The 12,238-nt window shown below is 44.4% G+C and carries 8 protein-coding genes; 3 read left to right on the plus strand and 5 right to left on the minus strand.

Translation table 11 applies throughout. From position 1 onward, the window contains the following. Positions 1-32 precede the first annotated feature (32 nt). Positions 33-1,478, minus strand: a complete 1,446-nt coding sequence (locus tag CWC03_RS07875; protein ID WP_138581286.1) for a capsule assembly Wzi family protein — start codon at positions 1,476-1,478, stop codon at positions 33-35. A gap of 145 nt (positions 1,479-1,623) precedes the next feature. On the opposite strand from CWC03_RS07875, the gene waaA reads away from it, so the two are divergent. Further along, complete coding sequence (waaA, locus tag CWC03_RS07880) at positions 1,624-2,892, plus strand: lipid IV(A) 3-deoxy-D-manno-octulosonic acid transferase (protein WP_138581287.1); 1,269 nt, start codon at positions 1,624-1,626, stop codon at positions 2,890-2,892. Between the two features lie 3 nt (positions 2,893-2,895). Further along, positions 2,896-3,438, plus strand: a complete 543-nt coding sequence (locus CWC03_RS07885; protein WP_128726797.1) for a DUF1415 domain-containing protein — start codon at positions 2,896-2,898, stop codon at positions 3,436-3,438. A 47-nt stretch (positions 3,439-3,485) separates the two neighbouring features. On the opposite strand, the gene CWC03_RS07890 is transcribed toward CWC03_RS07885, so the two are convergent. From CWC03_RS07890 to purL, 4 genes are all read right to left on the minus strand, one after another. Further along, positions 3,486-3,806 carry a YdbL family probable chaperone protein gene (locus CWC03_RS07890; RefSeq protein ID WP_010607614.1) on the minus strand — a complete coding sequence of 107 codons (321 nt, stop codon included), beginning with the start codon at positions 3,804-3,806 and terminating at the stop codon, positions 3,486-3,488. A gap of 9 nt (positions 3,807-3,815) precedes the next feature. Further along, on the minus strand, positions 3,816-3,995 hold the full coding sequence (locus tag CWC03_RS07895; RefSeq protein WP_010374602.1) for a YnbE family lipoprotein: 180 nt from the start codon (positions 3,993-3,995) through the stop codon (positions 3,816-3,818). 3 nt (positions 3,996-3,998) lie between these two features. Then, the gene (locus CWC03_RS07900) at positions 3,999-6,551 is read right to left on the minus strand and encodes an intermembrane phospholipid transport protein YdbH family protein (protein WP_138581288.1); all 2,553 of its coding nucleotides are present in this window, start codon (positions 6,549-6,551) and stop codon (positions 3,999-4,001) included. Between the two features lie 104 nt (positions 6,552-6,655). Further along, positions 6,656-10,540 (minus strand): phosphoribosylformylglycinamidine synthase, encoded by a 3,885-nt coding sequence (gene purL / locus CWC03_RS07905; RefSeq protein WP_138581289.1) that lies wholly within the window; start codon positions 10,538-10,540, stop codon positions 6,656-6,658. 201 nt (positions 10,541-10,741) lie between these two features. On the opposite strand from purL, the gene mltF reads away from it, so the two are divergent. Beyond that, the gene (gene mltF, locus CWC03_RS07910; RefSeq protein ID WP_138581290.1) at positions 10,742-12,172 is read left to right on the plus strand and encodes a membrane-bound lytic murein transglycosylase MltF; all 1,431 of its coding nucleotides are present in this window, start codon (positions 10,742-10,744) and stop codon (positions 12,170-12,172) included. The last annotated feature ends 66 nt before the right edge of the window (positions 12,173-12,238 follow it).

Here is a 12,238-nt window from a genome sequence, read left to right on the forward strand (position 1 = left end):
CTAAACTATTCTATGCTTGTCCCGCGTGATACTTACCAGTATACATGGACTGATAACCAAGTGTAATTCTCACCGAAGACATCTTTACCCAAGGTTAATTTCGTTTCGATTTGCTTGCTATAGGCTTCACCAATATGCGCCAGCTCGAACTCGTAGCCACGTTCATACTCTGCACCAAGCTCACCAAGTTCATTCAAATAATTACTTTCATTATCGATAACTGAAAGCTTAGCTCTCCACAATGAACGATAATCTGATTGGTAAGTGCCTTCTAAAACGTGAATTTGCGTCGGTGCACCATCATCGAACTGGCGATGATTTGCAGCAAAATGCCCAACGCCAAACCCGTCGATCGTATTGCCATAAGTATCGTAAATTTCGTTTACATACCATAAGCTTTCCATATCAGTAAACTCATAGCGTAATGAAGTCGTTGAAGTCAACTGAGGGAGAAAAACACCAACATTGACAACCGTATTACCAAACAAATAGTTTTTATGGTTATTGCTATCCTCACCACCGTATTCTAAATACCATTGTGCTTGAGTGCCGTAATTTGTGGTAAAGCTGGTTGTGATAGTTGCCCATTGATCGCCCAGTTCATCATCTTGAGTGAGATCACCTATCTTATTATCGTTTCCAACAGGGTCAAAATATGCCTTAACAAAGTCCTTAAAATCTACTTTTCTAGGCCCGCCTCCGAATTGCATGACTCTGTTTAGACCGATTTTCCATCCAGCTAATGGCTCTATACTAAAGTGACTACCCGCTATTTTAGGTGTTCCATCGTGAAGCGTGCCTTGAAAACGAATCCCGTCATGGACTTTCTCAAGTTCAGAATAAAACAACTCAAAATCGAAGTTCCACCAATTTCGAATAGGCACAACTAAACCCAAAGAAGCTGATAATGAAGGTCTAGCGTTACTAGAATATACCTGAGCCGAATGCTTAAATGGTGAAAACCAATGTTCTTTATATCCTAAATTAAGCTGCAAGTTACCGTAGGACATGCCATAAAAAGTATTGTATGGAACAAGTTTGTTTGCATCTACTCGATACTCAGCACCGATTTGTAAAATGCTTGATTCGCTTCCACGCCAAACACCACCGAGCCCCAATTCAGCATACTCACCGCTGTAATTACCTCTGTCGTTGGCAATTTGCTTTTCCTCACCACTATCAACACGTAGTGTTATCGACCTTTGCGTCAACGCATCATCCTGCAAATAAGGTGCAATTCCCTGACTAATACTCTGCTGTAATGTGGCGTCAATATGCCTAAGCTTCATCAAATGCATCTTGATTTCACTGATACGGTAAGGCTTTGCCATAGGCGTACCAACGGTCAACGCAAACATTTTATCGATTTGATATTCCAACAGCGGATCTTGTCCAATAGGTAAATAAGCTGTGGGGCTCGCAAAAGCGAGGTTCGAAGCGAATAAACTACAGCAAGCGAGTACTCGAGCTAAATTCATTTTGTTATTCCATTACTTTTAATGCGCTAAATACTACCAAACCAAAAGCCCATAGGCATCTGTTGAACTGTGTAAAATTGTGTTGTTCATTCAATTTCGCCCAGGAACAAGGTAAAATACTGATTTTTGAGCTTAAGCGACTCCTATGGCGCGCCGACTATATTCCTTATTGTTGCTAGTATTAGCACCTATTTTATTGAGTTATCTGTATTTTATTAGAGGTAGGAAAAACCCTGACTATCGAACTCATTTTACAGAGCGCCTCGGTTTTAGCCTAAACAAGCTGCCGCCACATGCGATTGTGCTCCATTGCGCCTCCGTTGGGGAAGTGCTTGCAGCCACACCTCTCATAAAATCAGTACTTAAAGAACAAACTGCGGCTCCAATCATTGTCACTTGTAACACCCCAACAGGTAGAGAAGAGATAACAAAAGCTTTTCACAGCAATGTTCAAGTACATGTCTGTTATTTACCTATAGATTTTGCTTTTGCGGTCAGAAAATTTTTCAATACCTTGAAGCCTAAACTCCTTATTGTGATGGAAACTGAGCTGTGGCCTAATCTTTTTTATTACGCCAAACAAAACCAATGTAAAACCTTGGTAGTCAATGCCAGACTCTCTGAAAAGTCATACCAAGGTTATAAAAAGCACGCTTGGTTAACGAAAGGCTTAATGCACAACATAGATCTGCTTGCAGCCCATAATGAAGAAGACGGCGAGCGTTTTATCAAGCTTGGGCTTGTTCAATCTAAACTTCACATTACCGGCTCAATCAAGTTTGATATTTCAGTCACTGAAGAAGAAACTGCAAAGGCAAAACAGTTTCAAGCAAATTACCCCGAGCGGTTAATTTGGCTTGCTGGATCTACGCACCCTAAGGAGCATGAACAAGTCATTGCTGCACATCAGCGAGTATTAAAGCAAGTAAGTAATGCGTTACTCATTATCGCGCCTCGTCATCCCGAGCAGTTTCAAGCGGTTGCTGACTACCTTAGTGAGCAAGAGATCGCTTTTACCAGAAAGAGCAGCGACAACATAAACACAGAAGCCTCGGTCTTGTTAGCGGATACTTTAGGGGAATTAAAGTGGCTATTTGGCAGTGCTGATATCGCCTATATTGGTGGTAGCTTGATTGCGCGCGGCGGTCATAACCCGCTAGAAGCGGCGGCTCACGGCGTACCTATTTTAACTGGCCCACATACCTATAATTTTGCGCATATATATCCTCAACTTATCGCGCAACAAGGTGCCATCGTAGTCGATGATGAGGACAAGCTTGCCGCTCAAATTATGACGCTATTTGAAGATAAATCGCTTCGAATGCAAATCGGTGCTAACGCTCAATCGGTACTAGTTGAAAATACCGGGGCTATTGCTAAAACCATGAAACTAATCAATAAGAGCTTGGAATAATTCATGAATACAGTCATCTCTACAATGCAAAACTGGGTTAGCCAAGTCATTGTGAAATACAACTTTTGCCCGTTTGCTCGACAGGAAGTCGAAAGTAACAGCATTCATTATTTCGTGTCTCAAGCGATAAGCCACGACGATGCCGTGATGGATATGTTAGAGCAGTGCTCAGAGTTAAACCATGAGCCAGAGCGAGAAACAACACTAGTTATATTTGATAAAGGTTTTAGCAATTTTGACGACTTTTTGGATCTCGTCGACCTAGCAAACGCTTTATTAGTCGCGCAAGGGTTTGAAGGCACTTATCAAATTGCTACTTTTCACCCAGATTATGTTTTCGCTGATAGCGATGAGCATGATGCGGCAAATTACACTAACCGAGCACCATATCCTACACTCCACTTGATCCGCGAAGAAAGCATGGCTCAAGCATTAGCTGAATATGACGACCCGGAGCAGATCCCGGAAAATAATATTCGTCTGGCAAGACGAAAAGGGGAAGCGTTTTGGCAGCATTTGCTTCAGCAATGCCACAAGCCTAAATAGTCAAAAGGCTGGTTTAGTCAGCCTTTTCTTGTAAGATTTTGGAAGTATTACTTTTTCACCCAGCTGCCATTTACTTGAATATAATGACCTGATTGCGTTTTGTTATACGCTTTTTTAGCCGCTAAAGCCTCTACTTGCTCAAGCGTGATACCGTTTTTTTTCGCTAATTGCTGGTATTTCTGTTTGCGCTTTTCATTCACTTCATCAACTAGCTGCTGTACGCCTTGACCATTTTTTACTACACCAAGATAGCCTGATGTAGTCTCACCAACCAAACCCTGTGATTTAGCATCGTCAATAGAAATTGCGAATGCGGCGAAGCTCATACTGAGCCCAATTATTAGGGTAGAGATTGCTTTAAGCTTCATAAATCCTCCTTAGAATAGCTCACTGTCTTCGCTGAATAAGTTGTCGAGTTCTTTATCCACCTTCACCCGGATCTCGTGATCTACTTTTACATTTAAGTTGATCGTTATGGGCTCTTTGGTTTCCACTTGCACCTTATGAGTACAAGCACTCAACACCAATAAAGCTGATATCACTAGCATCCATTTCATTCACTAACGCTCCTCTTTATTTAACGCATTTTCCACTTCGCGCGTGATCTCGTCGCTCAAGCGTAGGGCTCGTAATAAGGTAAACACATTTTCTGAGTGTGTATAGTTAAAGTTTACTGGTTGTTGTTGGAGTTTGTTAATTCCTGTAATTTTAACATCTAAGTCCAACCAGCCGTCTTCACTTAAGTTTACGCCACTACTCAATTGCTCAATGGTCAACTCGTCAAGTACACCAATCACCGTTTGTAAGCTAGGTTGCTGCTCTTTTAGCGCATTAATTGATGCATTGTTTTCAACCTTTAACAGCCCTTCACCAACATTATGGATATGACCAGATTCAATACGCACCCCAGATGCAGACACTTGTACTGGTAACTTGCCTGAGATCAGCCCTCTCAGCTCAACGCCTGCATCATGCCCAGAGGCGGCAATAAGATCCAAACTCAGTTTATCTAACGACACCTGAACGACCTGCGGCGTTGAGACCAAACTAACTTCATCAATCCCCACGTTACCGGCAAAAACCTGTGCGTTAATATCTTTTAGTTTTGCCACGCCAGCTTCGCTGAGCAGTTGGCCTGTTATTGCTTGAACGATAACACCAGCTCTCAACTCTTCAATATTCAGTGTGGTTGGCTTGAGTTGAATATTAGCTGAACTTATTAGGCCGGAAACATCAATCGCTGCATTTTGAATAAGCCGTTCATTAAATAACGCAGAGCCGTCTTGAATACCCCCATCTAAGGTAAATATGCGCGTGGATAAATCCCCTTCGAGTACTGCATAGAAGTTACCATGGGTTATGTTTAAGTTCGGTAAAAGCGCGGCAATATATGGCTGAAGTTGAGTGAGCTGCTGCGTGGGCACGTGTATTTGTGCTGGATGTTTTAAGCTTGAATATTGATGCTCAAGCAACGCCTTTACACCATCAATATTGATTACATGTGACGCCATCAATCCGCGGCTTTGCTGACCTTTGCTGTCAATGCTTACGTTTTTCAAACTAAGGTCGGCTAAGTTAACTTCTGCTACCTTAGTATTGCCCGACAGGGTTGAAAAGATTTCACCTGTTGCGACTGAGCCTTGCCAGTGCAATGTCTGCGCTAACTCATTTAGTTTGTAATTCTGCTGTTGTATTTGTGTACTGGTTAAGGTGAGGTTGATATCAAAATCGTGTGTAGGCTCAAGCACAACTCGCCCGCTCAACGCACTCTGTTTTGCTGTTACATTCTCAACACTCAGGTTTTGCAGTGTTGAATCAAGCGTTATCGCAAAACTCATTCCTTCAGGTAAGGCTCTGTGTAGTAAATGCCCACTTTTGAGTTTTGGCACATCTAGCTGCGCATGTATATCAAGCGTCAGAGATGGATTATCAATCACCAAATCTGATGTCGATAACTGGGTTGAGAATATGCTCGGCTGAGCCTCAACTGTAATTAGCTCGGTTGGATCACCCAATATTTTGAAGCGGCTATTGAGCTCAAGGTTCTCAGCAATAACATCTTGCAGTGTAAGCTTTTGAAGATCACTTGTGATTTCCCCGCTCATATCAACAAAATTTGGCCGCGCACTCAGCGCTCCCGCCAGTGTATGCGCGCCCCACTTTTCATCAGTAAATTCAAGGCGAATATCACCATTGACGAAAGGCTCAGTTAAGTCGACTGCCAACTCGTTAACTTCAAGCTGTAACGGTTTATCTTTACCTGTCACTTCAAGTAAATCTGTCGCGATTGAATCGGCAGAAATAGTAATTTCACTCGGTAAACGGAGCTGCCAAGTGGTCGGTAACAGTTTGTTATATTCAGAAGTAAGACAATTAAGCGTTGATTTCGCTGAAATCGGCTCGGCAAGTGCTATCTTCCCCTGCTGCGAGGCTAAATCATAGCGCGCTGACACAGCACCAATATACGCAGCACTACCTTTACACTCAGCCCGTTCGAGCGCCACTAAAGTTTCAAGTTCTAGCTCTGCGTCCATAGCTAGACCATCGAATTCAAGTTTGCTAGTTCCTGAAAGGACTTGGATCTGAGGAGGTAACAAAGCACTGAGGTACTCGCCACTAAGATCAATATTTGCAGCAATACGCTCTGGCTGCAACGTAACTTCTGCAGCGATGTCACCTGAAACTACAAATTGATTCAGCTCGGACTCCGAAATCGACACAACTAATGGCTTTGGTAATGGTTCGCCAGATATCGAGAGCTTGGCAACATGCATTTTGGGTCTGGTGATGTCGAGTGGCAACGCAAGGCGCTGTGGTTTAGTTGCACCTGACTTTTTGGGCGGAAGAAGTTGCATGTCCGCTTTTTCAATATTGACTTGTTGAATGCTAAGTTGCACGTCATAAAGCTGAGCATAAAACGCATCTGTCTGCACACATGCTTTTGTAATATGGATACGATTGAAGCTCGACAAACGCCAGTCAAGACAACTGATCTGAAGTTCATTAACGGGTATAAAATGTTTAATGGCCCAGAGCGACAAAGGAACTCTGGCAAGGTAAACACCCACTAAAACACTGAGTATCAACACTAAGCTCCAAAGCCACTTTTTCATTCGTATCCCTAAAATATGATTGCTATTTCCTTTTCAGTGTACCCGATAGAAAATTATCGAGCCATGAATAAAAAAGGCCACCGAAGTGACCTTTTCTAATTTCATTAGCCTACTAGCTTACGCGCATTGCGGAACATACGCATCCAAGGGCTATCTTCTTGCCACTCATCAGGGTGCCAAGAGTTTGCTACAGCTCTGAATACACGCTCAGGGTGCGGCATCATCACAGTTGCACGACCATCTTTTGACGTCATGCCCGTAATACCAGCAGGAGAGCCATTCGGGTTAGCTGGGTACTGAGTGGTTGGATCACCGTAGTTATCAACAAACTTCACAGCAACTGAACCTGAATTCAGTGCAGTTTGTACCGCCGCTTCGCTTGCAAACTCAGCATGACCTTCACCATGTGATACCGCGATTGGCATGCGAGAGCCAGCCATACCATCAAAGAAAATTGACGGGCTTTGCTGTACTTCAACTAAGCTGAAACGCGCTTCAAAACGCTCTGACTTGTTGGTGACAAAACGAGGCCAGTTTTCCGTGCCAGGGATTAACTCTTTCAATGTAGAAAGCATCTGACAGCCATTACACACACCTAAGCTGAAAGTATCTTGGCGTTGGAAGAAGCCTTGGAATTGCTCGCGTGCTGAGTCATGGAATAGGATTGATTTAGCCCAGCCTTCACCAGCACCTAAAACGTCACCGTATGAGAAGCCACCACATGCCACTAGGCCTTTGAACTGCTCCAGTGTTAAGCGGCCCTCAAGGATATCACTCATGTGTACGTCAATTGCCGCAAAACCAGCGCGGTTAAATGCTGCTGCCATTTCAATATGTGAGTTAACACCCTGCTCACGTAAGATAGCAACTTGCGGCTTCACCCCTTTTGCAATGTAAGGCGCTGCGATATCTTCGTTTAGGTCAAAGCTTAATTTAACGTTTAGGCCCGGATCTTTGTCATCGAACTTAGCGTCAAACTCTTGCTTCGCGCAATCTGGGTTATCACGTAGTGCTTGCATCTGGTAAGTTGTCTCAGCCCAGATAGTGCGAAGCTCTGTGCGAGTATTTTCAAGTACTGCCTGACCGCCACGAGTAAAGATAACCTTGTCTTCACTGTTTAGCGTACCGATGCGATGTGCAATATCAGCAATACCGTGCTCAGCAAATACCGCTTCAACCGCAGCGATATCGTCATTGCGAACTTGCAATACTGCGCCAAGCTCTTCATTGAATAGCACTTCTAAGTCTGTACCTTGCAGCGCATCTAATTCAATGCTCACACCTGTGTGGCCTGCAAACGCCATTTCCGCAGCAGTGGTGAATAGGCCACCGTCAGAGCGGTCGTGGTAAGCGATAAGCTTGCCAGACTCAACTAATGCTTGTACCGCATTGTAGAAGCCTTTTAACAGCTCAGGGCTGTCAACATCAGGTGTCTTGTCGCCAAGTTGCTTGTACACTTGCGCTAAACTTGAGGCACCCAGACGGTTTTGACCAGCACCTAAGTCAAGTAGGAATAGGCTGGTTTCACCCTTATCTGTACGAAGCTCAGGCGTGACTGTTTTGCGAATATCTTCAACACGACCAAATGCAGTGATGATAAGTGATAATGGCGCAGTCACTGACTTTTCTTCGCCATTCTCATCCCACTGTGTCTTCATCGACATTGAGTCTTTACCAACTGGGATTGTAAGGCCTAATGCAGGACATAATTCTTCACCAACCGCTTTAACCGCTTCGTAAAGACCCGCATCTTCGCCTGGGTGACCGGCAGCTGCCATCCAGTTTGCAGAAAGCTTAATGTTGTTTAGGCTGCCGATATTAGCACCAGCGATATTGGTTAACGCTTCTGCTACTGCTAGACGAGCCGATGCTCCATAGTTAAGTAGTGCCGCTGGGGTACGCTCACCCATCGACATCGCTTCACCGTGGTAAGTATCGTAAGTTGCCGCCGTTACCGCACAGTTAGCGACTGGTACTTGCCAAGGACCAACCATTTGGTCACGTGCAACCAAACCCGTTACGGTTCTGTCACCAATCGTGATAAGGAATGTTTTCTCAGCAATCGTTGGTAGACGAAGTAAACGCTTAGCTGCATCTTCAAGCTCAATACCAGCTGTATCTAATGCTGTACCTACTACACGCTTTGACTCAACGTCACGATGCATTTTAGGTGGCTTGCCAAGTAATACGTCTAGTGGCAGGTCCACAGGATTATTATCAAAGTGGCTATCAGCGACTGTTAGATGACGCTCTTCTGTCGCTTCACCAATTACCGCATATTGTGCGCGCTCACGCTTACAAATTGCTTCAAAACGAGCAAAGTCTTCAGCTGCAACTGCCAATACATAACGCTCTTGCGACTCGTTACACCAGATTTCGTGTGGTGCCATGCCTGGTTCATCGTTCGGGATGTTACGCAGCTGGAACTTACCACCACGGCCGCCGTCGTCGACAAGCTCAGGAAATGCATTTGATAACCCCCCCGCGCCCACATCGTGAATAAACGCAATTGGGTTATCATCACCAAGCTGCCAACATTTGTCGATCACTTCCTGACAACGGCGTTCCATCTCTGGGTTTTCACGCTGAACAGAAGCAAAGTCTAAATCTTCGTTTGATTGGCCAGATGCCATTGATGAAGCAGCCCCACCGCCAAGACCGATGTTCATTGCAGGACCACCAAGTGCGATTAGCTTAGCACCTACAGGGATTGAGCCTTTTTGCACGTGATCTTCACGGATGTTACCTAAACCACCAGCGATCATGATTGGCTTGTGGTAACCACGTACTTCCGCGCCATTATGGCTTTCTACTTTTTCTTCGTAAGTACGGAAGTAACCCAATAGATTTGGACGACCAAATTCGTTGTTAAATGCAGCGCCACCAAGTGGGCCATCAAGCATGATGTCTAATGCATTAACGATACGCCCTGGTTTACCAAAGTTAGTTTCCCAAGGTTGCTCAAAACCCGGAATACGAAGGTTAGAAACCGTGAAGCCAACTAAACCCGCTTTTGGTTTAGAACCTCGACCGGTTGCACCTTCATCGCGGATCTCACCACCTGAACCTGTTGATGCGCCAGAAAATGGGGCAATCGCCGTTGGGTGGTTGTGCGTTTCCACTTTCATCAGAATGTGGATATCTTCCTCGTGGTAAGCGTATTCGCCGTCAGTATTTGGGAAGAAACGACCCGCTTTAGAGCCGGTCATTACCGCGGCGTTATCTTTATACGCCGAAAGTACGTTGTCGCTATTGGTTTCATAGGTGTTTTTAATCATTTTAAACAGCGACTTAGGCTGTTCTACACCATCGATAGTCCAATCAGCGTTGAAAATTTTGTGACGACAGTGCTCAGAGTTTGCTTGAGCGAACATAAACAGTTCGATGTCATTAGGGTTACGGCCCAGCTTTTCAAAGCTCTCTACTAAGTAGTCGATTTCGTCATCGGCAAGTGCAAAGCCCTGCTCAACGTTCGCAACCGCAAGTGCTTCACGGCCGCCGCCAAGAATATCCACTGAAGACATTGGACGAGGCGCTTCCGTGCGGAATAATTTAGCTGCATCATCAAGCTCTGCATGCACAGATTCGGTCATGCGGTCATGAAGTAACTGTGCAACTTCGTCGAACTGAGCTTGTGTTAGTTCACCCTCAACATAATAAGCAATACCACGCTCAACACGGTGTACTTGCGTAAGACCACAGTTGTTTGCAATATCTGTCGCTTTAGAAGCCCAAGGAGAGATAGTTCCGATCCTTGGTGTTACCAAGATCAGTTTGCCCTCTGGCGTGTGCTCCGTAATAGTCGGTCCGTACTTTAACAGGCTGTTGAGCTTAGTTAACTCAGCCTCTGAAAGCTCAGCCGTTAGATCAGCAAAATGCATGAACTCGGCATAAACATTGGTAACAGGTAATTGAGCTGCAGCGCAGGTTTTAAGGATCTTTTGGACTTTGAAATCTGAAAGTGCAGGTGCACCACGTAGGATTAACATAGGTATTTTCATCCGGGGTTAAGGATTGAACGATATCTTTGGGCGCTCATTATAGTGGAAATAGCGCGCGGAATTAACACTAATTTGTCAAAACTAGAAAATATCATGCAAATCTATCATAACCTTAAGTTAATTCGGCTTTTGCAATTATGATTTTGCTGCGGTAAGTTGAGATTTCAAGCGCAAAAGAGAACCTAGGTCATGTTTAAATACGTCTTTATGTGCTTTGTTGTCATCTGTTTAGTTGGGTGCGACAAAGCCCCTCTTAATCAGTTGCAACATGTAAAACAAAATAAGGTATTACGTGTTGGCACGCTTGCGGGCCCGGGAAACTACTACCAAGGTACTACTGGAGAACAAGGGTTTGAATATGAACTGGCGAGTGAATTTGCCAATGAGCTTGGTGTTGAATTACACATCGTTCCTTACTTTAATCTAGATGAGTTATTTGCACGGCTAGATGCCGGAGACCTAGATATCGTTGCCTCCGCGGTGAGCTTTCACCCATCAAGAACAGCAAAATATCGTTTTGGCCCAACGTATAGAATGATCAGTCAAAAGCTCGTGTACAAACAAGGCAGAGAGTGGCCAAGAGACTTTGATGATATTAAAGCGCCAATTACTGTACTTGCGCACAGCAACCATGTTATCGCGCTTGAAGAAGCTAAAACAAGCCACCCTCATTTGAGCTGGGAGGTTGTCTCAGATAAAGGTGAGGAAGAGCTGCTTCAGGCTATCATTGATGGAGAGATTGACTATACCATTACAGACTCACATTCACTGGCCCTATTTAGGCGCTATCACCCGACCGTCAGTATTGCGTTTTCAGTTACAAAAGATGAACATGTGGCGTGGATGATGCGTAACGAAAAAGACGATTCGTTATATGCGTTGCTACCTGCATTTTTCGCGCGAGTACAACAAAACAACTTTCTGGCCACGCTTGAAGAGAAGTATTTTGGTCATATCGAAGAGTTTAATTATGTAAACACCTTAGCCTTTGTCGAAGCTGTACATAGTACCCTACCAACCTATCTCAAGTGGTTTAAAAGTTATTCGAAACAGCACAATATCGATTGGCGTCTACTTGCTGCGGTCAGCTATCAAGAATCGATGTGGGATCCCAGAGCTAAGTCTCCTACAGGGGTCCGCGGTATCATGATGTTAACGCAACCCACAGCTAAAAGAGTTGGCGTGACAAATCGTCTCAATGCCCAGCAAAATATTGAAGGTGGCGCCAAATACCTACGTATTTTATTTGACCGTATGCCTGAAGAAATACAGCAGCCCGATAGTACTTGGCTTGCCCTTGCTTCTTACAATGTGGGCTGGGGTCATGTGCGAGATGCGCGTAGCATTACTGCAGATCAAGGAGGCGATCCGAATAACTGGGCTGACGTTAAAAAACGACTACCACTACTTACTAAAAAGCGCTACTATCGAAATACAAGATATGGATATGCTCGTGGTGATGTCGCGGTAACATATGTAGATAATATCCGCCGCTATTATGATGCACTCGTGTGGTTGGAAGATAACGGTGCACTCCTACCTGACAGCAGTAAAGCCTCTTCGCAAACGACTCCTGTTGATAATCCAGACAAAGTCAGAGAAGTCGAAAAGCAACAGTAATTAATATTTACTAAACTGGCTTGATAAATGCTTCAAAAGGTCATAAATCTGTCACAAGCATAGCGT

The sequence above is a fragment of the Pseudoalteromonas sp. S2755 genome (genome assembly GCF_005886535.1).
Classification (GTDB): domain Bacteria; phylum Pseudomonadota; class Gammaproteobacteria; order Enterobacterales; family Alteromonadaceae; genus Pseudoalteromonas.